18 protein-coding genes are annotated in these 22,252 nt (G+C 62.7%); 11 read left to right on the top strand and 7 right to left on the bottom strand.

Annotated features, from left to right (window positions below; genetic code table 11):
• The first annotated feature begins 12 nt into the window (after positions 1-12).
• Both ACIQTW_RS05590 and ACIQTW_RS05585 read left to right on the top strand, forming a co-directional pair.
• Entirely contained in the window at positions 13-744 is a 732-nt protein-coding gene (locus ACIQTW_RS05590; protein WP_089595922.1) for an ABC transporter ATP-binding protein, read from the top strand.
• Positions 734-1,678 (top strand): ABC transporter permease, encoded by a 945-nt coding sequence (locus tag ACIQTW_RS05585; RefSeq protein WP_091469223.1) that lies wholly within the window; start codon positions 734-736, stop codon positions 1,676-1,678. Before ACIQTW_RS05590 ends, ACIQTW_RS05585 begins: the two co-directional genes overlap by 11 nt.
• Positions 1,679-1,845: 167 nt before the next feature.
• On the opposite strand, the gene ACIQTW_RS05580 is transcribed toward ACIQTW_RS05585, so the two are convergent.
• Both ACIQTW_RS05580 and ACIQTW_RS05575 read right to left on the bottom strand, forming a co-directional pair.
• Positions 1,846-2,466 (bottom strand): DUF305 domain-containing protein, encoded by a 621-nt coding sequence (locus tag ACIQTW_RS05580; RefSeq protein ID WP_402934559.1) that lies wholly within the window; start codon positions 2,464-2,466, stop codon positions 1,846-1,848.
• 103 nt (positions 2,467-2,569) lie between these two features.
• Positions 2,570-3,037, bottom strand: a complete 468-nt coding sequence (locus ACIQTW_RS05575; protein ID WP_402934556.1) for a hypothetical protein — start codon at positions 3,035-3,037, stop codon at positions 2,570-2,572.
• Positions 3,038-3,168: 131 nt separating this feature from the next.
• Here ACIQTW_RS05575 and ACIQTW_RS05570 point away from each other — a divergent pair, with 131 nt between their 5' ends.
• Positions 3,169-3,726 carry a dihydrofolate reductase family protein gene (locus ACIQTW_RS05570; protein WP_402934553.1) on the top strand — a complete coding sequence of 186 codons (558 nt, stop codon included), beginning with the start codon at positions 3,169-3,171 and terminating at the stop codon, positions 3,724-3,726.
• Between the two features lie 35 nt (positions 3,727-3,761).
• Positions 3,762-4,799 carry an LLM class flavin-dependent oxidoreductase gene (locus ACIQTW_RS05565; protein WP_402934550.1) on the top strand — a complete coding sequence of 346 codons (1,038 nt, stop codon included), beginning with the start codon at positions 3,762-3,764 and terminating at the stop codon, positions 4,797-4,799.
• On the opposite strand, the gene ACIQTW_RS05560 is transcribed toward ACIQTW_RS05565, so the two are convergent.
• Both ACIQTW_RS05560 and ACIQTW_RS05555 read right to left on the bottom strand, forming a co-directional pair.
• Positions 4,796-7,522: an aminotransferase class I/II-fold pyridoxal phosphate-dependent enzyme gene (locus ACIQTW_RS05560; protein WP_402934548.1), complete on the bottom strand. Its 2,727-nt coding sequence runs from the start codon at positions 7,520-7,522 to the stop codon at positions 4,796-4,798. The two genes, ACIQTW_RS05565 and ACIQTW_RS05560, sit on opposite strands and share 4 nt — an antisense overlap.
• A 28-nt stretch (positions 7,523-7,550) precedes the next feature.
• Entirely contained in the window at positions 7,551-9,029 is a 1,479-nt protein-coding gene (locus tag ACIQTW_RS05555) for an amino acid permease (RefSeq protein WP_402934545.1), read from the bottom strand.
• Positions 9,030-9,371: 342 nt separating this feature from the next.
• Between ACIQTW_RS05555 and ACIQTW_RS05550 the strand changes: the two genes are divergently transcribed.
• The 6 genes from ACIQTW_RS05550 (at position 9,372) to ACIQTW_RS05525 (ending at position 17,099) form a co-directional block, all read left to right on the top strand.
• Positions 9,372-11,018 (top strand): PucR family transcriptional regulator, encoded by a 1,647-nt coding sequence (locus ACIQTW_RS05550; RefSeq protein ID WP_402934542.1) that lies wholly within the window; start codon positions 9,372-9,374, stop codon positions 11,016-11,018.
• A gap of 4 nt (positions 11,019-11,022) precedes the next feature.
• Positions 11,023-11,934, top strand: a complete 912-nt coding sequence (locus ACIQTW_RS05545; RefSeq protein ID WP_402934540.1) for a glutaminase — start codon at positions 11,023-11,025, stop codon at positions 11,932-11,934.
• A 15-nt stretch (positions 11,935-11,949) separates the two neighbouring features.
• Positions 11,950-12,690 carry a DNA alkylation repair protein gene (locus ACIQTW_RS05540; protein WP_402934537.1) on the top strand — a complete coding sequence of 247 codons (741 nt, stop codon included), beginning with the start codon at positions 11,950-11,952 and terminating at the stop codon, positions 12,688-12,690.
• Positions 12,691-12,780: 90 nt separating this feature from the next.
• The gene (gene cobA, locus ACIQTW_RS05535; RefSeq protein ID WP_402934532.1) at positions 12,781-14,052 is read left to right on the top strand and encodes a uroporphyrinogen-III C-methyltransferase; all 1,272 of its coding nucleotides are present in this window, start codon (positions 12,781-12,783) and stop codon (positions 14,050-14,052) included.
• Between the two features lie 101 nt (positions 14,053-14,153).
• Complete coding sequence (locus ACIQTW_RS05530) at positions 14,154-15,620, top strand: FAD-dependent oxidoreductase (protein WP_402934529.1); 1,467 nt, start codon at positions 14,154-14,156, stop codon at positions 15,618-15,620.
• A gap of 93 nt (positions 15,621-15,713) precedes the next feature.
• On the top strand, positions 15,714-17,099 hold the full coding sequence (locus tag ACIQTW_RS05525; RefSeq protein ID WP_402934526.1) for a rhodanese-like domain-containing protein: 1,386 nt from the start codon (positions 15,714-15,716) through the stop codon (positions 17,097-17,099).
• Positions 17,100-17,175: 76 nt separating this feature from the next.
• On the opposite strand, the gene ACIQTW_RS05520 is transcribed toward ACIQTW_RS05525, so the two are convergent.
• The 3 genes from ACIQTW_RS05520 to ACIQTW_RS05510 all read right to left on the bottom strand — a co-directional run bounded on the left by ACIQTW_RS05520 (position 17,176) and on the right by ACIQTW_RS05510 (position 20,657).
• On the bottom strand, positions 17,176-17,856 hold the full coding sequence (locus ACIQTW_RS05520; RefSeq protein WP_402934523.1) for a FadR/GntR family transcriptional regulator: 681 nt from the start codon (positions 17,854-17,856) through the stop codon (positions 17,176-17,178).
• Positions 17,853-19,139 (bottom strand): MFS transporter, encoded by a 1,287-nt coding sequence (locus ACIQTW_RS05515; RefSeq protein ID WP_402934520.1) that lies wholly within the window; start codon positions 19,137-19,139, stop codon positions 17,853-17,855. The genes ACIQTW_RS05520 and ACIQTW_RS05515 overlap by 4 nt, the downstream gene beginning before the upstream one ends.
• Before the next feature lie 75 nt (positions 19,140-19,214).
• On the bottom strand, positions 19,215-20,657 hold the full coding sequence (locus ACIQTW_RS05510) for a PucR family transcriptional regulator (RefSeq protein WP_026005258.1): 1,443 nt from the start codon (positions 20,655-20,657) through the stop codon (positions 19,215-19,217).
• A 144-nt stretch (positions 20,658-20,801) separates the two neighbouring features.
• On the opposite strand from ACIQTW_RS05510, the gene ACIQTW_RS05505 reads away from it, so the two are divergent.
• A complete protein-coding gene (locus tag ACIQTW_RS05505) occupies positions 20,802-22,232 on the top strand; it encodes a gamma-aminobutyraldehyde dehydrogenase (protein WP_402934517.1) in 1,431 nt (476 codons plus the stop codon).
• Positions 22,233-22,252 lie beyond the last annotated feature (20 nt).

The following is a 22,252-nucleotide window of genomic DNA, read 5'->3' as shown; positions in this document are numbered from 1 at the left end:
AAGGACGGGACCATGCCAGTCGTACTCGAGAACCTGGGCAAGCGCTTCGGCGACGGCGCCCCGGTGCTGGACGACGTCAACGCCACCATCGCTCAAGGCGAGTTCGTCGCCCTCCTCGGTGCGTCCGGCTGCGGAAAGTCCACCCTCCTGAACATCATGGCGGGACTGGAACCGCCGACGTCGGGCGCTCTTGAAGTCCCCAGCGACGGCGCTGCCTTCATGTTCCAGGACGCAGCCCTGTTCCCGTGGCTGACGGCGAGGGGCAACATCGAGTTGGCTTTGCAGTTGGCAGACAAGTCCAGCACGAAGGCGAGCCGGCGTGCCCGTGCCACTGAACTGTTGGAACTGGTGCACTTGGGCGGCGCGGGGGATAAGCGTCCCCACGAGCTGTCCGGTGGCATGAGGCAGCGCGTTGCGTTGGCCCGTTCCTTGGCTCAAGACCGGCAGTTGCTGCTGATGGATGAGCCGTTTGCTGCCCTCGATGCGATCACCCGCGACCTTCTGCACGACGAACTCGAGCGGATCTGGAAGGAAACGGGCCGGACCATCGTGTTCGTCACCCACAACGTGCGCGAGGCCGTCCGTCTGGGTCAGCGCGTACTGCTCTTGTCCTCGCGTCCCGGCCGTGTGGTGGCTGAATGGGATGTCACCGAGGAGCACCGTACCGATGCCGGCCGCGCTGGGGAGCTGACCGGAGTTATTACCCGCCGTCTTCGCGAGGAGATCCGCCGCCATGCCAAGTAACCCCATTACCACCGAAGAGCGGACCCTTCCCGTGACTGAATCCAAAGAGCACATCACTTCGCCGTCGCTGAAGGGCAACGCCTCCGAGCTCCGGGACCTTGAAGCGGGGCTGGACAACCTCCAGTCGGACAGCCGACGCAAGACCGGTATCGACTGGAAGCGGGTGCTGCTGCCGGTTGCCGCGCTGGTGGTCCTGATCCTCGCGTGGCAGTTCTACGTTTCGCTTGAGTTCAAGCGGCGCGACCTCGTTCCCGGGCCGCTTGATGTCCTCACCCAGTTCGTGACGATGTGGGGTGAAGGCAAAGTCCAGGAAGCAGTGTGGACATCTCTGCAGCGTGGTGTGATCGGCTTCCTGATTTCAGTGGTCATCGCTACTCCCGTGGGTTTGATCCTGGCTCAGGTAGCTCCCTTGCGGCGTGCGTTCGGGCCGCTGATTTCCGGGTTGCAGGTGCTCCCTTCCGTGGCCTGGGTTCCCGCAGCGATCATCTGGTTCGGCCTGACCGACGCCACCGTGTACTTTGTGGTGTTCATGGGCGCCATCCCGTCCATCATTAACGGGCTCATTTCCGGTGTGGACCAGATCCCGCCGCAGTACCGCAGTGTGGGCACAGTCCTTGGCGCGAACCGGCTCCAGATGGCTCTGCAAATTGTCCTGCCTGCAGCGCTTCCCGGCTACATCGGTGGGCTGAAACAGGGCTGGGCCTTCTCCTGGCGCTCACTCATGGCCGCGGAAATCATCGCGGTGGGTGGCACGATCGGGTTCGGACTTGGCTCCTTGCTGGACCAAGGCCGACTCCTTTCCGACATGACGATCGTGATGTCCGCGATCCTGCTGATCCTGTTCGTGGGCATTCTGATCGAGATCCTGGTGTTCGGGCCCATCGAGAAGCGTCTGCTGCAACGCCGGGGTTTGCTGGCGGGCAGCAGCCGCTAAGTCCTGGCGGGCCGCGCGCACCACTTTGCGCCTCGCGCACCCTTTCGCGCCGTTTGCACTAGGGGTTACGGGGGCGATTGGCGGTAAGTGGTGCGGCAACACACGTAGTGCTGGCGGCCCGACGGCGACCTTCCGCCGTCGGGCCTCTGCATCACCACACCTTGGGGCTAGAGTCCGGCCAGGAGGTCCTGCATTTCCCGAATCTCAGCTTCCTGGGCAGCGATGATGTCCTTGCCAAGCTGAACGGCCTCGGGATTCTTGCCTTGGCTGGTCTCGGTTTTGGCCATGCTGACGGCGCCTTCATGATGCGCGATCATCTGGGTCAGGAAGAGTTTGGCCGCTTCCATGCCTTGGGAATCCTTGAGTGTCTGGAGGTCGGCGTCGCTCAGCATGCCGTCCATGCCGTGACCGCCATGGCCGTCCGCAGGCATGGTGGCATTCTCGTTCCAGCTCTTGAGCCAAGCCGTCATCTTGTCGATCTCGGGTGCCTGGGCTTCTTTGATCTTGACGGCCAAGGTGGTTACTGCGGGCGGGATGTCAGTCTTCGCGAGCATAGCGTCGGACATTTCCACCGCTTGGGCGTGATGCGGAATCATCATCCGGGCAAACATCGTGTCAGCTGCGTTGTGCCCGGCGTTGCTGCTGTTCGCTGAAGGGCTGGCGGAAGTGCCCGAACTTTCGTGGTCCATGCCCGGCATGGAATCGGATCCGGAGTTGCTGGCACAACCGGCCAGAGCGATCAGGCTTGCGACAGCGGCTCCGGTAAAAGTGAAGTGTGTCCTGTTCATCAGAAAGTGTCCTTTGCCAATTAAGGCGGCCGTCTGTCAGCCGCCAGGGGTAAGCAGATGGTGAAGGGTTAACCGGCCCACCAGTCGCGGGCCGCGCCAGTGCTTACGTACGGCTGATGCAGAGCTGCAAGGGTGTAGGACCGAGGGGTTGGTAGGACCAGGAGCGGGGGAGAACGTGAAGTTCCTGTGAGGCAGGGATTACCCCGACGGCAGCGGTTGGAGGCGGAGCGGCCAAGGAACCTGTTTGTAGTGCGGGGATGCAGTTGGTGGCGGCCGCCTCGGTGCAGGAGCAGCTTCCAGACGTGCACTTGTCCGCATCAGCAGGCGAACTGCCGTGGAGCCGCGAACTGCCGTAGAACTGCACGGTGTCGTGAACGTGGAGCGCAGATTCGGCAGCTACGACAGGTGACTCAGAGTTCGCAGGGTGGGTGCCATGAGATCCAGTGACCACGTGCATTCCGAAAATGCCCGCTATGACTGCTGCTACCAGAACTAGGAGGGAAGCCCGCTCGAGGAAGGTAGGAGGCCCGAGGCCGGTGGCAGGGGATTGTGGGAACCGCGGTCCTTTCATGTTGCTCCACTACCTCCTTCGCGGTCCTGCTTCCACCATTATCCAGCCAGCACAGGCATACCCCCCATGGGTATGTATCTCGACAGTTTTCTACTCTATGCTCATTTGCCGTCGAAGCCTAGAATCGTCGAATGGGCCTTCTAACGTTCAGCATCAACGTCACACTAGATGGTTGCGTCGACCATCGGGAGGGCATCGCCGACGACGAGACACACGCCCACTTCACCCAGCTCCTGGACCAGAGCGGCGCCATGCTCTGGGGTCGTACTACCTACGAAATGATGGAGGTCTACTGGCCGTTGGTTGCCCGCGGTGAGGTGGACGCACCACCAGCCCTACGCGAGTGGGCGCTTAGTCTGGAGAACAAGCCCAAGTACGTCGTATCGGCAACGCGGAGCGACTTCCCATGGACCAACAGCCATCATCTGGTCGGTGAGTTGCGAACGGCGGTGCAGGAACTCAAGGACAAGACTCCAGACGGGGTGCTCGTGGGCAGCGGCAAACTGGCCACGGAACTGGACAGAATGAGTCTGATCGACGAGTACAAATTCCTCGTCCATCCCATGATCGCCGGTCACGGCCCCACCCTGTATCAAGGGGGACTGCCCGGCACCCGACACCTCGAGCTGATTTCGACGGAGCCGCTGAGCAACGGCGCGGTGGCCATGCACTATCGACGGGCGGATTGAGGAATTCCCGCACCCCGCGAAGTGTTGTCCCGGACATGCACAACAAACGGATCGGCTTCCTTTCCTTCGGACATTGGGCACGTGTCCCGGGTTCTCTCGTACCAACGGCTGGCGAAGCCCTGAAACAGGCAATCGAACTGGCGGTGGCTGCCGAAGAGCTGGGTATAGACGGCGCGTTCTTCCGTGTCCACCACTTCGCCCGACAGCAGGCATCACCCTTCCCGTTGCTTGCAGCCATCGCTGCCCGAACCATGCGCATTGAAATGGGCACCGGCGTGATCGACATGCGCTACGAGAACCCGCTGTACATGGCCGAGGAAGCCGCGGCCACGGACCTCATCAGTGACGGCCGTCTGCAACTCGGGGTGAGCCGTGGTTCACCCGAACCAGCAGGGAACGGGGCCGCGAACTTCGGGTACGTCCCTGAAGACGGCGAAGACGGCGGCGACATGGCCCGGCGCCACACAGCATTGTTCCGCAAAGCGATCGCCGGGCACGGCGTTGCCGAAGCGGATCCCCATTACGCCGGCGGAGCCACAGGTCTGCTGCCCATACAGCCCCAGTCGCCCGGCCTCCCGCAAAGAATCTGGTGGGGTGCCGGAACACGGAAGACAGCCGTCTGGGCAGCCGAGCAAGGCATGAACCTCATGAGCTCCACTCTCCTCACCGAGGACACGGGGGTGCCCTTCGACGAACTGCAGGCAGAGCAGATCCAGATGTTCCGCGAGGCGTGGGCCGCAGCCGGACACGACTTTGAACCAAGGATTTCCGTGAGCCGCAGCGTGATACCGATTGTGGACGACGTCGACAACCACTACTTCGGCCTCCGCGCCCAAGCGGACAGCCAGGACCAGGTAGGAATTCTCGACGGCGCGTTGTCCCGTTTTGGGAAGAGCTACATCGGCGAGCCGGACGCCTTGGCTGAAGAGCTGGCCAGGGACGCCGCAGTCCAAGCGGCAGACACTGTCCTGCTCACGGTACCCAACCAGTTGGGCGTGGATTACAACGCCAAGCTTTTGGGCAACGTCGCGAAGCACATCGCTCCGACGATCGGGTGGAACGCGAATGCCTAGGAAGCCACCGCTGCCACCGCCGCCACCCCTGCAGCCGAAAACGATACCGGCTCAACGAAGACCCGATACCCGCGGTCGTGATCGAATCCGTGAATTTCGCGGGTGTCCAGGGCATCCATGAATTCGAGGGTCTGCCGTGTGATCACTTGGCCGGGGACAAGGATGGGAAAGCCCGGGGGATAGGGCGTGACGAAACCTGCCGAGACCACTTCCTGTCCCGTGGAAACCGCCGCAGCTACCTCAGCCGCGGAAAGGTACACGGTGGAATCGGGCTTGTAGCTCTCAAAGTAAGCTGCCCGGATGTCCCCGTCCTCGCAGGAATCGTCAACGCGGAAGCGCGCGGCGAACGTGCTGAAGTCGGGGAGCGGGGGAGTCGGGCGGGGCGCATCGGATGACGCGGGAAGAGTCCGCTGCCGCGCCGCAGGATGCGGATTCTCAAAACTTTCGGCAAGCTTCACCAGGACCTCGATCAGGTAGGCCACGGAGCTGCGGGAGGTGCCGATGTTGGTCATGAACAGCACAGTGTTCCGGGACGTTTTGTTCACTTGGATACCGTGATCATCCATGAGGTAGCTGTGGCGGAAAGTATCGCCGTCGATCCCTGTCTTGCTGATGTCCAGGGTTAGACGGCTGGGGTCGATGACGAACTCGTCCCGCTGCCAGGCATCTTCCAACTCAGCCAGCCCATCCCGCAGCGGCATGCTGGAGCTGGTTTCGCGATACATCGAGCCGATCAGGTCCCGCGAGGTCAGCACACGGAAGTACTTCTTCAGCAGCGGATGCCTGGCAACGGCTTGGGCCACGGATACCGCAAGGTCGGATTGCCGTTGAACCAGTCCGAATCCTTCCAATTCGACCTGTCGCCTTCCAATGTCCAAGGACGCCAGAATCTGGTAGTTGGGTGAGGTGGACGTGTGCGTCATGTAAGCCTCGCGGAACGACTCCTGGTTGGAGCCGGCAAAGTCCTGATCGAACACGTGGATCATGGAACCCTGCCGCAAGGACGTCAGGGTCTTGTGAGTGGACTGCGTGGCGTAGACCCGGATCCGTGCCGTTGCCGGATTCGGAATAAGCCGGGTGCTGAGCCAGGCGTCGTCATCCACGGGTTCACCGGTGACCGGGTGGTGCAAGGCAGCAGCCTGTTCGGCATACCGGGCAGCGTAGGCAGGGCTGCTGAAGGAGGCTTCCAAAGCGGCAGCAGCTGCCATGCCAGTCCGACGGCGGTACACCGGATGGGAGCGCGCGAAGGCAAACCATGCCTCGTCCCAGAGGAAGACCAAGTCCGGTTTGATGGCCAGGCATTCCTCCATGACCCTTTCGACGTCGTAGACAACGCCGTCGAAAGTGCAGTTGGTGAGGGTCACCATCTTCACTTCATGGAGCCTGCCTGCCCGTCGGTACTCCAGGAGCCTGCGTTTCAGGCTCGCCAGTGGCACAGCACCGTAGAAGGCGTACTTGTCCAAGGGGTAGGCGTCCAGGTATGAAACGCGGGCACCGGCGAGTACGAAGGCATAGTGGTGCGACTTGTGGCAGTTGCGGTCCACCAGGACAACGTCGCCGGGAGCAAGCAGCGATTGATGCACGATCTTGTTGGCTGTGGACGTGCCGTTGGTGACGAAGTAGGTTCGCTGCGCCCCGAACGCGCGGGCAGCCAGCTCCTGGGCCCTTTTGATGGATCCGTGAGGATCGAGTAGTGAGTCCAGCCCGCCGGAGGTGGCGGAGGTTTCGGCCAACAAAAGGTTCGTCCCATAAAAATCGGCCATGTCCCGGATCCATGGCGAACTCCCAACGGAAGCCCCCCTGGAAATCGGCAGGGCGTGGAAAACGCTGGCCGGGCGGCGGCTGTAGTCCTGCAGAGCGGTAAAGAACGGTGTCTCGTAGCGTTCCGCCACCCCGGACAGAAGAGATAGATGCAGGTCCAAATGATCCTGCCTTCGGAAGATCCTCCTAAACTTCCGGGTGAGCGATCCCGCCAGTGACTCGATGGAGACCCCAGCCACCAGATAGACGTCCAGCTCGGGCCGAAGCGCCGAGATAGCGTCGGCCAAGCCAAGGATCCGCCTGATGGGCCGCGAGTCCTGCAGGTCCGCTGAGGTATGCCTGGCCAGGAAGCGCCGGAGGTCGTTGCCTAGCAGATGTGAACTGCGGAGTGCGAAGCCCGGGCGAAGGACAACAGCTTGGATAGCAGGGTTCAGCATGACGGCAACCAAGGCATCTTCGTAGCTGGGAACCACGTTGACGGTGTAGGTGAAAGCGTCGGAGAGACGCCGCTGCGCAGCCATGGTGTTCTTCAGTGCTTCGGCTTCGTCGGGGTCAACGGTGTCAACCACCAGGACCTCAAAGCGTGGCCGCTCAGCCGGCTCTGGCTGGTCAACAACTTCCTCGTCCACGGTCTCCCCACGCGGCGCCGCAGCCGTTTCCCCCAAGGAGGCGAGGGGAAGGTGCGACAAACCGCCCAGAAGCTGGAGCGCGGCCTGGGGTTCGCCGTCGTCGATCAACTGGCGTAACTGGACCACGGAGCCGACTCCCGGTTCAGCCCAATACGGTTCCACGGACATCAGGAGGGCGAAAGTCCTGTCTATCTGGGACAGCAGACCTGACTCCTGGTGCCGGGCGGAGGCGAGCTGCCTGAGGGCGTATCCCAGGAACTCCCACGCATCGGCACGGGACCGCCAGGCCCGGCTGGGCGTGCCGATTTTGAGGGACGGGGAAGGGTTGCTCATGTGTTTCACTTTCAAACTCAAAATTTGTCTAGGACGTCTGGGCAGCGCTTATGCGGCCGCGATATGCGTACCAACCTGCGATCAGCAGTGGTGCCAGGACCAGCAATGAAGCAAGCACCCAGCGGCCGGTCTCCGAGAACCCCATGGTGACCAACACGAAGGCAAGGAATCCGAGCGTGAGGTAAGAGGTGAACGGCGCACCGAACAGCCGGAACGCCGGCCGGACAACTTTGCCGCTGCGTACCCAGGATTGGAGCTTGATGTGGCAGAGCATGATGGTGGCCCAACCACCGATGATGCCCACCGCCGAGATTTCCAGCACGATCTCAAAGACTTGCGACGGGACGACGGCGTTCAATCCAACGCCCACCAAGGTGATGACGGCCGTGAGCAGGATGCCGCCGTAGGGTACGCCGGAAGCGCTGATCCGTCCCGTGAACTGCGGAGCCGAGCCGTTCACCGCCATGGAGCGAAGGATGCGACCGGTGGAGTAGAGGCCGGCGTTGAGGCTGGAGAGCGCCGCGGTGAGGACCACGAAGTTCATTACGGATGCGGAGATAGCTCCGGCCTGCGGATCCCCGAGGTGCGAGAAGAACGTGACAAACGGTGATTCGCCGGCTTTGTAGGACGTGAAGGGAAGCAGGAGCGAAAGCAACAGGACCGAGCCCACGTAGAAGATTCCAATACGGATCACCACGGTGTTTACGGCTTTGGGCATCACCTTGTGCGGGTTGGCCGTTTCTCCGGCCGCAGTTCCCACGAGTTCCACGGCAGCGTAGGCAAACACCACGCCGCTGATGGCCAGCAGCGGTGCCACGGCACCCATGGGGAACATGCCGCCGTTCTCTGCAATGACGTTGAAGCCAGGGACGCCAACATCGGTCCGGCCGCCAAAGACGATGAAGCAGATGCCAACCACAAGGAATGCCACCAGCGCGCCAACCTTGATCAAGGCGAACCAGAACTCCATCTCGCCAAAGATCTTCACGGACACCAGGTTCAAGGAGAGCACCACCACCAAAGCGATGAGGGCGATCAGCCACTGCGGGATGTCATTGATGGGTGCCCAGTATTGGCCCCAGAACTTCACATAAAGGGCAACGGCGGTGACGTCCACTATGGAGGTCATGGCCCAGTTCAGGAAGTAAAGCCAACCGGCGGTGTATGCCATTTTCTCGCCGTAGAACTCCCGGGCGTAGGAAACAAACGAGCCCGACGTAGGGCGGTACAGCACCAACTCGCCCAGTGCCCGGAGGATCAGGAAGGCAAAGAATCCGCAGACGGCATACACCAGTACGAGGGCAGGCCCGGAACCGTTAAGGCGGCCGCCGGCGCCCATGAAGAGCCCGGTACCGATCGCACCGCCGATGGCGATCATCTGGATCTGACGGGGCTTAAGGGTCTTCCGGTACCCGGCTTCCTCTTGGGCGAAAGCGTTCGACGTCGTTTCGGCGGCTAGGTCTGTTGGGGACGGAAGGGTTTTTGTAGACGCAGGGGTGGGTATCACTTCTGGGGTCTCCTTTGACTCCGGTGCCACCTCGGGTGGCTTAATACTCCAAAACGTGGGGCAGGACTGCCGGCCGGTACTCCTGAAATTGGACGCGCTGCAGGCAGTTCTTTGTGGTGTTTGGGACAGTCACCAACTCTAGGTGGACACCGTCGCCAACAAATTGGCTGGCGAACCAAATTCAGGGCCCGGCTCTTGTGCCGGGGGGACAACACTGGTGTTCTGAAGGGCCGGTAATGTTTCTCGCTGTGCGTGCCTGCGTACATGTACCGGCGGAGCCACTCAATGGCGAGGGAGCGTCCTGCTTAAGTGAACTGATGAGGAGAGGAAGCGATAGCTTCGTTGAAAGCCCTGGAAATTGACGACGACGGCGTCGTCACCTTATTGAGCGATGTCCTTGAAGACCTGGGCGTCCACAACGCACGGTTGCTGCTGGCTCCGGCAGAGGACAACAGAAACGTTCGCGAAACAGTCATTGTTGACGCTGAAGACGACGATGCGATCCGCCCGGGGGCATTGGTCATGCTCATTGGCGCCCGGGGACGCGCGGCGCTCCCGGCCCTTCGCAGAATTGTTGCCGACCGTCCCACGGCAGTCGCGGTGAAGGGCAACGAACGCGAATTGGAAGCCGCAGCTGAGTTACTGCGACCCACGGGCATCGGACTGGTAGCGGTTGCCCCGGGCTTGCGATGGGACAAATTCGAAAGCGTCGCGCTGGACAGGGTCCGCGAGAACGATGTCCTCGAAAACGACGGCCGCTTCAGCGATGTGCCCGGTGAAAGCGCCACGTCAGTGCATCGGGACCTGTTCGCGATCGCCCAAACAACCGCCACGCTGACCAACGGCCATGTGGTCATCGAAGATCCAGGCAATAAGGTGCTTGCCTACTCGCCGGCGTCCAATGATGTTGATGAGCTGCGCAGGCTGTCCATCCTGGCACGGCGGGGACCCGAGAAGTACCAAAAACTGCTCAAGGAATCAGGGGTCTACAAGCACCTGCAGGCTACTGAAGCGCCTGTTCATGTGGAAGCCAACCTGGATGCGGGTCTTCGGGAACGCGTAGCGATCGGTATTCATGCCGGCAGCCGTGTGATGGGGTACATCTGGTTGCAGGAGGGTGCTGAACCTTTGGCGGCCAACACGGACCGCATCATGGTGGGAGCAGCCCGCCACGCAGCGATCGAACTGGTCCGGCACCGTAACGAACAGTCCCAATCCATGCGCGAGGACCGGGTCTCGAGCCTCCTGAGCGGTACGGCGCAGGTGCATTCGCAGGCCCAGTCCGCAGGGATTGATCCGTCAAAACCAGCTGCCCTGGTCCTGATCTCCGCCGGCGGGTTGAGCCAGAGCGCCGCCGGCCTTCAGCTCCGCAGGGGAGAACTCTCCAAGGTGGCATCAATTCACGCTGCAGCGTATAGGCCGGGTGCAGTGGTGGGGGCCCTCGGGATGGAAACTGCCATCATCCTGCCCGACCTCGACCCGCTGAAATCCCTTCCTGCCATCAACAGGCTGGTCAACACAATCGTTCGTGACGCCACCACCCACCTTCACTTTCAAGTGCAGGCAGCTGTGGGGCCCATCGTTCCGCGTCTGGACGCCTTGCACGCCACCCTTGATCACGTGCGCAGCGTCCTCAAGGTCATGGAAGCAACGCCGACAGTACGTGTGGCCTCGTACAGCGACGTAGAGACGACGGTCCTCACCAGGGAGCTGCTGGAGCTGCTGGAATCACGCACCACCTTGCGTCATGCAGGAGTCACCCGGCTGTGCAGCCGCTATCCCGAATTCGCGTTGACACTCCTGACCTACCTGGAGTTCTTTGGCGACGTGAACCGGTGCGCCGAGGAACTGGCCGTCCACCGCAACACGGTCCACTACAGGCTCCGCCGCGCCTGTGAAGTGGCGGGACTGGACCTGCAATCCGCCGATCAACGCCTGCTGGCACACCTTCAGATCAGGCTATGGACCTACGCAGGGACCAAGGGCTAGAAGCGTGGACATCCAGAATCTCCTCGACGACATCGTCGGGGCCGTGCAGCCGCATGTCGGCCAGGGCAACGTAGCTGACTACATCCCGCAGCTCGGAGCCGTGGATCCCCAACAATTCGGGATTTCCGTGGCAACCCGGGACGGCGAGGTCTATTCAGCCGGCGACGCCCACGTGGATTTTTCCATCCAAAGCATCTCCAAGGTTTTTGCGCTCGCCTTGGTGTTGGCGTTCGACGGCGACGGGATCTGGAAGCGCGTCTTCCGGGAGCCCTCGGGCAACCCGTTCAACTCGCTGATCCAGCTGGAAAGCGAGGAAGGGATTCCCAGGAACCCCTTCATCAACGCCGGCGCGATTGTGGTGACGGACAGGCTCCTCAGCATCACAGGTAATGCAGCGCACGCCGTGAGGGACTTGATGCGGCAAGAGACCACCAAGGAAAGCATCGATACCGATCAGCATGTTGCCGGTTCTGAACTGGCCAACAGTCACCGCAATGCCTCGTTGGCCCATTTCCTGGCGAGCTGCGGCAACCTGGAGAACCCGGTGGACGAAGTTCTGGACTCCTACGCAAAGCAGTGCGCCCTCGCCATGACGTGTGAAGACCTGGCGCTCGCAACCCGCTTCCTGGCGGCCAACGGCCTGGGGACCGACGGGAGCCTTCTGCTGTCGCCGGCACAGACCAAGAGGATCAACGCGGTCATGCTTACCTGCGGAACATACGATGCCGCGGGCGAGTTCGCGTATCGCGTGGGCCTTCCTGGCAAGAGTGGCGTGGGCGGAGGAATCGTGGCCGTGGTTCCGAACAAGTGCTCCATCAGTGTGTGGAGCCCTGGCCTTGGACGGTCCGGAAATTCCGTGGCTGGCGTGGCCGCGCTGGATGAATTCACCACTCGTACTGGCTGGTCGGTCTTTTAGGCGCATCATTGAGGGATGACAGGTACCCAGCCCACCGCCGTCGAGTTCCTGGCACGGCTCCAAGCCAGGCAATCCGACGTGGAGCAGGTCAAGTACCAGCGGTACTTCAAGACCGGCAAGGGTGACTATGCCGAGGGTGATTTCTTCATGGGCGTCCGCATGGGGGAGGTTTTCACGCTTGGCAAGGAATTCGCCGCCATGCCTCCGATTGAGATCGAGAAGCTCCTGGAAGAGGACATCCACGAGGCCCGCGCCGGAGCTGTAAAGATCATGGCCCTGCAAACGCAGAAAAAGAAGACCACGGAAGAGCGGCGCAAGGAACTGTACGAGCTGTATCTGCGCAGGCACGACCGCATCAACAACTGGGACCTGGTGGATCTGGGTGCCGGGCGGGTGGTAGGTGGTTGGCTCATGGATAAGCCGCGGGATCCGCTGTATGAACTGGCCCGTTCGGAGAACATGTGGGAGCGCCGGACGGCCATCGTCGCCACCTCGGCGTTCATCCGTGAAGGCCAGTTGGATGACACTTTCGCCATCGCCGAAATCCTCCTTCACGACAAGGAAGACCTCATCCACAAAGCGGTGGGCGGTTGGGTCCGCGATGCCGGCCGCAGTAGCCGGGAGCGCCTGTTGGCATTCCTGGATGAACACGCAGCCACCATGCCGCGGACGGCGCTTCGTTACGCGATTGAGCACCTGGGCAAGGAACAGCGCGCCTATTACCTGACGCTGAAAGACCGTGTTTCCCCGAATTAAGCAGGGAATTATGTGACGTTGGATTACCCAGCGTTACCGGGTGTTTCCGAGCCTTTGAAGCATGTTACGGCGCCGCCCTACAGTTTTTTCATGGCAATACAGGACATTTACCCCACCGCGCTGCGGCTGCTCGGCCGCCCGGTGCTGGTGGTTGGCGGCGGCCCCGTTGCGGAGCGCCGCGCCAAGGGACTGCTCGACGCCGGTGCGAAAGTCACCGTGGTCGCTCCCGTTGCCACCGACACACTTCGCGGTCTCGCCACTTCCGGTCTCCTCACCTGGGAGCAGCGCGAGTACCGTACGTCCGACCTCGACGGCGTCTGGTTCGCTCAGACCGCCACTGGCACAGCAGCTGTGGACACCCAGGTAGCCGCCGACGCCGAGGCGCAGCGCATCTGGTGCGTTAATGCCTCGGACCATGAAGCATCAGCCGCGTGGACACCCGCCGTTGCCGTGGTGGACGACGTCAAGATTGCCATCAACGCCGGGGGAGACCCGCGCCGTGCCATGGCCCTTCGCAACGCTGTAGCCACTGCCCTCGAAACGGGGGACCTGCCGCTCCGCCGTCATCGCAAGACGGGAACCGACGGCTCCGTTGGCTCTGTCGCTTTGGTCGGCGGTGGTCCCGGCGACTCGGGACTCATCACAGTCCGTGGTCGTCGCCTGCTGGGACAGGCCGACGTCGTAGTTGCTGACCGTCTTGGCCCGCGCGAGCTGCTCAAGGAGCTTGCCCCGGATGTCCGGGTGATCGAGGTAGGCAAGACGCCCGGCCACCATCCCGTGCCGCAGCTCCAGATCAACAGGATCCTTGTGGAGGAAGCCCTCAAGGGCAACCGGGTGGTCCGCCTCAAAGGCGGCGATCCCTACGTCCTTGGCCGCGGCGGCGAAGAAGCAGAGTTCTGCCGCCAGAACGGCGTCGAGGTCGAAGTAGTGTCCGGCGTGACGTCGGCAATTTCGGTTCCGGCCGCCGCGGGTATCCCCGTGACCCACCGCGGCCTGGCCAAGGGCTTCAGCGTAGTTACCGGCCACGAAGAGCTCTCCGAAGTCCCGGCACGCCCCGATCACACTGTGGTGTTGCTCATGGGAGTGGCGCAACTGCGCGATTCCGCGGCCGAGCTGGCGGGCTCGGGTCTGCCTTTGGACACACCAGTAGGTATCGTAGAGAACGGGTATTTGCCGGACCAGCGCGTCACCATCGGCACTCTGGGAACCATCGCGGACCAGGCGGAAGCCGTCGGCGTGGCCAACCCGGCGGTCATTGTGATCGGCGATGTGGTCCGTGTCAGCCCCTTTGCACCGCAGCATTTCAAGACCGCTGACTACAGCACTATTACCCCAAATCGTCCCCGCGTCCGCAGTAACTAGCCCCCGGCCCAACCAGGTAGCAGATAAGGTCGTTTTGAGCCCTCAAAACGACGCGAACTGCGACCTGGTTGGGATGACTGAAGAGAAGAAGGAACACAGCCGTGTCAATTAGCACCCCCGTAGGTTCTGCGGACCGTCCGCTTCGCGTCGCCGTCATCGGCTCAGGCCCGGCCGGCGTTTACGCAGCAGACATCCTGACCAAGAGCGAGGCCGTCAAGAGCGGCGAACTCAACGTCAGCATCGACCTCTTCGACCGCTACCCGGCACCGTACGGCCTGATCCGCTACGGCGTCGCGCCGGACCACCCCCGCATCAAGGGCATTGTCAACGCCCTGCACAAGGTCCTGGACCGCGGCGACATCCGCTTCTTCGGCAACGTGGATTACGGAACGGACATCTCCATCGAGGACCTCCGGAAGCACTACGACGCCGTCATCTTCGCTACCGGCGCCATCAAGGACGCGGACCTGAACATCCCGGGCATCGAGCTCGAAGGTTCCTTCGGCGGCGCCGACTTCGTGTCCTGGTACGACGGACACCCGGACGTTCCCCGCGAATGGCCGCTTGAGGCCAAGGAAATCGCCGTCCTCGGCAACGGCAACGTGGCCCTTGACGTGGCCCGTGTTCTCTCCAAGCACGCCGATGACCTTCTGGTCACCGAAATCCCGGACAACGTTTACGCCGGCCTGAAGAACTCCCCGGTCACCGACGTTCACGTCTTCGGCCGTCGTGGCCCGGCACAGGTGAAGTTCACCCCGCTGGAACTCCGCGAACTCTCGCACTCCAAGGACGTAGACATCATCCTCTACGCCGAGGACTTCGAGTTCGACGAAGAGTCCGATCGCCAGGTCCAGACGAACAACCAGACCAAGACCATGGTGGGCACGCTCACCAACTGGATCGCCGAGCAGCCCGAGGATCTTTCCGAGCTCACGGCTTCCCGCCGCCTGCACCTGCACTTCCTGCACAGCCCGGTGGAAATCGTCGACTCCCCGGAAACTCCGGGCAAGGTTGCCGGCATCAGGTTCGAGCGCACCGAGCTTGACGGTACGGGCAACGCCCGCGGCACCGGCGAATTCATCGACTACCCGGTCCAGGCTGTGTACCGCTCCATCGGCTACTTCGGTTCGGCCCTGCCGGACGTCGAGTTCGATCACAAGAAGGGCGTCGTCACCAACGACGGCGGCCGTGTCCTGGACGCCGACGGCCAGCACGTACCCGGCCTCTACGCAACGGGCTGGATCAAGCGCGGTCCGGTTGGGCTCATCGGCCACACCAAGGGCGATGCCCTCGAAACTGTCACCTACCTGTTGGAGGACCGCGAAAACCTGCCGGTCGCCGAAGTTCCCGCGGCAGACGCCGTGGTGGATCTGCTCGATGCCCGCGGCGTGAAGTTCACCAGCTGGGAAGGCTGGCTGGCCCTTGACGCACACGAGCTCGCCCTCGGCGCAGCAGCTACCGAGGTCGGGACCTCCCACGGTGTTGAGGTCAAGCGTGAGCGCATCAAGGTTGTGCCGCGCGAGGACATGGTCAACATCTCCCGTGATGGCGTAGCCGCACAGGTCTAGTACTTCCGGTTCTTCGCGGGCGGGGTCACTCAATTCGAGTGGCCCCGCCCTGCTTTTAAGTTCGCTCTGTGGCGCCCGGCGGTACCCTGAGTCATGGACGTCGTCGTCATTGAAACACCGCAGCTGGGCGACCGCAGCTATTTGGTGCATGACGGTTCAGTTGCGTTGGTCATCGACCCCCAACGGGACATCGACCGGGTGGAAGCTGCGGCTCGTGATGCCGGCGTCCGGATCACCCATGTAGCCGAAACGCACCTGCACAACGACTACGTCACGGGCGGGCTCGTCCTGGCGGAGAAGCATGGCGCTGAATACTTGGTGAACGCCGCTGACGAGGTTTCTTTCACGCGTGTCCCTGTCACGGACGGCCAGGTTCTTCTTGTTGGCCGGCTTTCCGTTTCGGTAGTTGCGACGCCTGGCCACACGCACACGCACCTTTCCTATGTGGTGCAGGATGACACGCACGACGGCGGCACGGAGGCCGTGTTTTCCGGCGGCAGCTTGCTCTACGGCTCAGTGGGGCGGACGGACCTGGTCTCGCCACATGACACCGCGAAGCTGGCACATGACCAGTACTCCTCGGTCCGGCGTCTGGTGGATTCTGCCACGCCCGAAGCGGCGCTCTACCCAACGCACGGATTCGGCTCATTCTGTTCCATCGGCCCGGCGAGCCATCAAGAGACCTCGACGATCAGTGAGCAAACCGAGTCAAACCACGCCCTGACAGATCCTGACGAGGACCACTTTGTCTCGCAGTTGCTGGAGAACATTACGGCCTACCCCGCCTATTACGCCCACATGAGTCCGCTGAATGCTGCCGGTCCGGGTGTAGTGGACCTCCACGTGCCTGATTCCGTGGACGCCGAAGAACTGAGCCGGCGCTTGAGGGCAGGGGAGTGGGTGGTGGACCTCAGGCATCGCGTGGCCTTCGCGGATAGCCACCTCCAGGGCAGCGTGAGTTTTGAGTACGGCCACGGCGACAATTTCACCAGCTACCTTGGGTGGGTGATCCCTTGGGATCAGCCGCTGACGCTAGTGGGCCCGCTCAGCGAGGTTGAAAAGGCGATCCGTGACCTGGCGAGGATCGGAATCGACAGCCCGGATGCCGCCGTCGGGCCTGAAGCTGCGGTTCTGAACGTCGCCGCGTTGGCCCCCGACCATCCGCAAGCGAGTTACGAGCACGGGGACTGGGCTGTCCTGCTCAGAGGCCGGGAGCCGGAGGACGTGATCCTGGATGTCCGCCGCCCGGAGGAATACAAGGCCTCCCACGTGAAGGGAGCGCTCAACATTCCGGTTTACGAGCTGCTCGGCAGGATCACTGAGCTGCCGGAGGCCAGGATCTGGGTGCACTGCGCCACGGGGTATCGGGCAAGTGTGGCAGCGAGTCTCCTGAACCGGGCAGGGCGCGAGGTGGTGCTGATCAATGCGAGGTTTAGGGATGCAGCGGGAGCTGGAGTGCCCTTACGGGACCGTGCCTAAGCCGTTGCAGCCCCGCTAAGTCGTGGTTGGGCAGCAACGGATAAGCGGGTTGGCGACGGTGGAGCGTGAGGCAGAGCTAACGCGGGGCCTGGTCTGCGCAGAAATCCAGGTTCCGGTACACGCTCTGGACGGCGGCATCGGGGTCATGTGCTTCCAGCGCGTCCACCAGTTCGTCATGGCCTTCGCGGGGGATGCCGTTGAAGCCTTCCTTGCGTTGCTGCCGGAGGAGGTCGTTGTGGAACACTCCGCCGAACGAAACGTACAGCTGATGGAGCAAGGGATTCCCTGAAGCCAAGGCAACGCGTTCGTGGAATTCCCAGTCGGCACTGGCCCACGTGGGGTAGTCCTCGGCCTGCCAGGCATCCTGGCGGAGCGCGAGGAGGCGGCGCATCTCGGCCAAGTCCTCAGCGCTGGCGTGCTTGGTGGCCAATCGGGCAGCCTGTGTGTCCAGGCCGAGCCGGACCTCCACGATGTGTTCCTGAGTGTGCTCCAGGTACATGCGCTGCGCCGCGCCGGACATCTCACTGTTGGCCCGCACATAGGTGCCATCCCCTCGCCGGACTTCCAGCATGCCGGAGTGGGCCAGCGCCTTGATGGCCTCCCGGAGCGTTCCCCGCGAAACACCAAGGGTGGACATGAGCTCAGGTTCAGCGGGGATTCGCTCCTGCAGAGGCCATTCACCGGACTTGATCATGTCCCGCAGCTTGGCGGTGATCTCCTCGGCAAGGGCCGGGCGATGCGAAGGGGTCAGGGTCATGCTGTCCTCGGTCCGGTCTTGGTAGCAGTGCGCTTGCTCGTCAGCAGGTGGCAGGTAACCATGAGCGCCACGGCCACGATGGACAGCAGGCTCAGCGGCAGCACCCAGCCGCCGGTGGCGCTGTGGAGCAGGCCCATGCCAAACGGGCCGATTGCCGCAATCAAGTATCCCAGCGACTGGGCGATGGTGGAGAGCGCAGTGGTCTCCGCCGTCGAACGTCCGCTTCGGCTGATGATCACCAGGACCAGCGGGAAGATGCCCAAGCCGAAGCCGAACAGCACGGCCGGCACGACTGCCAACGACGTCGGCAACCAGACCATCGCGGCGATGGCCAGCAAGGTGGAGCTGCTGGCGAGATACAGTGCGGGGCGGAGCATGCGGGGGCGGGAGCCGAACGCGAGCAGGATCATGCCGGCAGCGACGGAGACCAACTGCATCACGCCGAACTGCAGGCCGCTTTCGGAGGCGCTGAGGCCTTGTGAGGTCAGGATATAGGCGAACCAGCTCATCACGGCGTAGGCCAGGAAGGCTTGGAAGGTGAAGATCGCGGTGATCAGGATGCCGAGGCGGGTACGCAGCAACGGCCACATGGACACCCGCGGCCGGTCGGTCTTGGTGGAGTTCCGGTGGGTGTGGAGGACAACCGGCAGGAAGCCCAGCAGGGCCGCGACCCCAAGGATTCCCCAAGCGGCCAGTCCCATGGACGGCGAGCCGAGTTCCTGAGCCAAAGGCACGCTTACAGCTGCAGCGAAGGTAGCGCCGCCGGACATGGTGAAGGTGTAGAGACCCGTCATCATGGAGGTGCGCTCTGAGTAGTGCTCACGGATGAACGACGGCATGGCCACGTTGCATACGGCCAGGCCGGACATCGCCAGGACGGTGCCGCCAAGGAGCGCGCCCGTCACCGGAACGCCACGGACCAGCAAACCGCCGGCCAACAGGGCCAGGGCGATGGCGATGGCCTTCTCAACACCCACACGCCGGGTCAGCCACGACGTTCCCATGCCCGCAACCGCAAAGCACAGCAGCGGGATGGAAGGCAGAATGGACGCCACCAGGGGGCCGTAACCCAGCACCTGCTGCAGGTCGTGGAAAAGGGCGGCGGCGCTTGTGATGCCCGCGCGCAGGTTCAGGCCGATGAGCACCACGGCAATAATGCCGACGACGGCGACGACGCGCGTCTTGGGGACTGCAGAGTTCGCCGAAAGCGCAGAGGCAGCCTGGGCAGGGCTCACAGTAGGGATGTTTCCGGTGCTGGGGGTAAGAGGAGTCGTCGCGGCCATATCTAAAGGTTAGACGTTTGACGTCTAATGTCTAGGGTTTTGTGGCGAAGCTCTCCGTGCGGGCTTTCAGGAGGCCTAGCGAGGGTTGCGCGACCCCAAGCGCTGGACCGCCAAGGCCAACCACAACTGCACGCGGTCCTGCGTTTGCGAGGGGTCGTAGCCCGTCAGCTCTGTGATCTGAGCCAGGCGGTAACGCACCGTATTGCGATGCAGGGTAAGGGCTTCGGCCACGGCCGCCACTGACCCGTTGTGATTCAGGTAGCTCTCCAGGGTGGCCACCAGTTCGGCCCCGTGGGCGGCGTCGAACTTCCGCAGCGGCGTGAGGGACTCGCTGGCCATATCCGCCAACGGAACATCCTCGCTGGCAAGCAGCAGGGAAGTCAGGCTCAGGCGCTCGGGCTCATTGACCGGCAAGCCGTGTGCCACGGCGTCGCGCGCTTCGAAGTAGCTCCAACGCAAGCCGTTCGGCTTCGTGTAGGCGCCGCCGATACCAATGACGGCGTGGATTCCTGCTTCCTGCAGGTGATCACTGAGGCTCTTGGCCAAAGCGGTGGCCGAGCTGCCGTCGTCGCTGATGACGGTGACCAGGTCCTTCCCGACGACGGCGCTCACGCCGGCTTCCAGCGCTTGGGGCAGCGAAATGCTGATCAGTTGTTTGTGGTGTGCCGTGGACTCTGCCACGAGCACAACGTTCTTTCGGGTGCTGTTGATGCCCACGCCCGCCAGGCGCCGTGCGGCCTCGATGCTCTCAAGGGTGCCGTGGATGACGTCGTCCAGCACCTGGCCCGCCATGGCGCGCTGGGCCTGGCGCTGCTTGACCATGTTGTTGAGCTCCACGCTGATGAGGTTCTGCGCGTAACTGACGATTCCGGAGTCGACGAACGGTTGCCGCAGCCAGAGCGTGCAGGCGTCCCTACGGCCGGTGGGAATCGGATACGAAGCCCAGCCATCCGCCGTCGGGGCCGGTTTCCCCGCCACACTGTTGTAGAGCTGCGCGCTGAACTGGGTGAGCACCACATCGGTGCGGAGCATGCTGCCCAATTGCTTGAGAAGTTCGTTCAGGCCGCCACCGGTGAGGAGTGAGCGAGCAAGGATCTGGTGTCCGGCGAGGAGCCGTTCCAGGTTGGAGTAATGGTCGGCAGAGTGTGATTCCGCCACGAGCTTGCCGATAGCGATGAAGGGGATCTCGTAGGGGACTTCCACCAGGGGCAAACCCCACCGGTTGGCTTCCGCGATGAGTGCTTCCGGAACGGACTCGTGGGTGAGGCCGATGCCAAAACCGATCCCCACGGCGCCGGCGCGTTGAGCCTGGCGGACGAAGCGCCGCTGGTCAGCGGCGCTCTTGAGGCGCAAGCCGGTGGTGAGGACCAATTCGCCGCCGCTAAGGAAGCGCTGGGGATCTTCCAGTTCCGTCACGGCAACCCAGCTGATGTCCTGGTTCCACGTGGTTTCGGCGAGGCCGGCTTGGCGGAGTTTCAGGGAGGGGACAGCGACGAGCGAAGCGAGGGACATTGCCATGCTTTAAAGCGTAACCCGGCACTGGTCAAGCGCACTAAGTGGGGGGTTGTTATGTGTGCAGCTGGCTATTCCTTGGGCACCCTCCCTGGCATAGGCTCTGATCAGCTAAACCCATGCCCAGACTCCGAAAGAGGGTTGCACACCGTGGTTCAAACCTTGCAGAACTTCATCAACGGCGAATTCGTTACGCCGGCAGGTACGGGTCTCCTGGACATCGTGAACCCCGCCACCGGGGAAATCGTTGCCAAGTCGCCCATTTCGGTCCAGGCCGATGTGGATGCCGCCATGACCGCGGCCAACCAGGCCTTCAAGTCGTGGAAGAAGGCCACCCCCGGCCAGCGCCAGTTGATGCTCCTCAAGCTCGCCGACGCCATCGAGGCCAACAGCGATGAGCTTGTGGAAGCCCAGCACCGCAACACCGGACAGGTCCGTTCCCTGATCGCCTCCGAGGAAGTTGCTGCAGGTGCCGACCAGCTCCGCTTCTTCGCCGGTGCAGCGCGCATCATGGAAGGCAAGTCCGCGGGCGAATACTTCGAGGGCCACACCTCCTACGTGCGCCGCGAACCGATCGGCGTCGTAGCCCAGGTTGCTCCGTGGAACTACCCGTTCCTCATGGCCATCTGGAAGATCGGCCCCGCCCTGGCCGCAGGCAACACAATTGTCCTGAAGCCTTCCGACACCACTCCTGAGTCAACCTTGGTGCTGGCACGCCTGGCCGGCGAGATCTTCCCGGCCGGTGTCCTCAACGTTGTCCTGGGCACCGGCGAAACCGGCGCCATGATGGTTGACCACAAGGTCCCCGGCCTGGTGTCCATCACGGGCTCCGTCCGTGCCGGCATTGCTGTGGCAAGCGGCGCAGCCAAGGGCCTCAAGCGGGCCCACCTGGAACTTGGCGGCAAGGCTCCGGCCATCGTCTTCAAGGATGCCGACATCAAGAAGAGCGCCGCGGCCATCGCCGAGTTCGCGTTCTTCAACGCAGGCCAGGACTGCACGGCCATCACCCGCGTGTTGGTGGAGGACTCAGTCCACGACGACGTCGTGGCAGCAATGGTGGAGCACACCAAGACCCTGCACACGGGTTCGCAGAACGACGAAGACAACTACTTCGGCCCGCTCAACAACGTGAACCACTTTAACGCCGTGACCTCCGTGGTGGAGAACCTCCCGGCCAACTGCAAGATCGAAACCGGTGGCCACCGCGCAGGCGAGAAGGGCTTCTTCTTCGAGCCCACCATCATCTCCGGCGCCAAGCAGACTGACGACATCGTGCAGAAGGAAACCTTCGGCCCGGTCATCACCGTCCAGAAGTTCAGCACCGAAGAAGAAGCGCTCGAACTGGCCAACGACGTCGAATACGCCCTGGCTTCCAGCGTCTGGACTACCGACCACGGCACGGCCATGCGCATGAGCCGCGACCTGGACTTCGGCGCGGTTTGGATCAACACCCACATCCTCCTGACGGCTGAAATGCCGCACGGCGGCTTCAAGCAGTCCGGCTACGGCAAGGACCTCTCCATGTACGGCGTTGAGGACTACACGCGCATCAAGCACGTGATGTCTGCACTCGACGCGTAACCCAGCTTCCCAGAAAGGCA

It is taken from the genome of Paenarthrobacter sp. NPDC090517 (genome assembly GCF_044769165.1).
Lineage (GTDB): Bacteria > Actinomycetota > Actinomycetes > Actinomycetales > Micrococcaceae > Arthrobacter.
Note: the sequence above shows the minus strand (reverse complement) of the source record. Positions and strands in the feature narration are given on the sequence as shown.